The 285-nt window shown below is 34.7% G+C and carries 1 pseudogene; it reads right to left on the bottom strand.

The window, feature by feature from the left end:
• A pseudogene (locus C1E99_RS00435) lies at positions 1-231 on the bottom strand (hypothetical protein); the annotation flags it as partial.
• Between the last annotated feature and the right edge of the window lie 54 nt (positions 232-285).

Here is a 285-nt window from a genome sequence, read left to right as displayed (position 1 = left end):
AGAAATAAAAGCATATCCATTTGTTTTTACAATCCCAGAATATGTGACTTTCTCTTCTGCAACCTCTTCATCTTCTAAATCGGTCAATACAAGCGGTTGTTTAAATACAGCTTCAACATCTATAATATCATCTGCAATTTTGCTCTGTTCTAACTTTTCAGGAACGTAGAGATGTCCATCACTAAGATAGAGAGCTCTTGCATAATGAACATTCTCATCTGGTGTATCCATAATTGGCGTATTGTAAACGAATAAACTTCCCGATAGGAGAATCGAAATAAATAC

The sequence above is a fragment of the Streptococcus suis genome, from assembly GCF_002964045.1.
Classification (GTDB): domain Bacteria; phylum Bacillota; class Bacilli; order Lactobacillales; family Streptococcaceae; genus Streptococcus; species Streptococcus suis_U.
The sequence above is the reverse complement of the archived record's forward strand: the minus strand, read 5'-3'. Positions and strand labels throughout refer to the sequence as shown.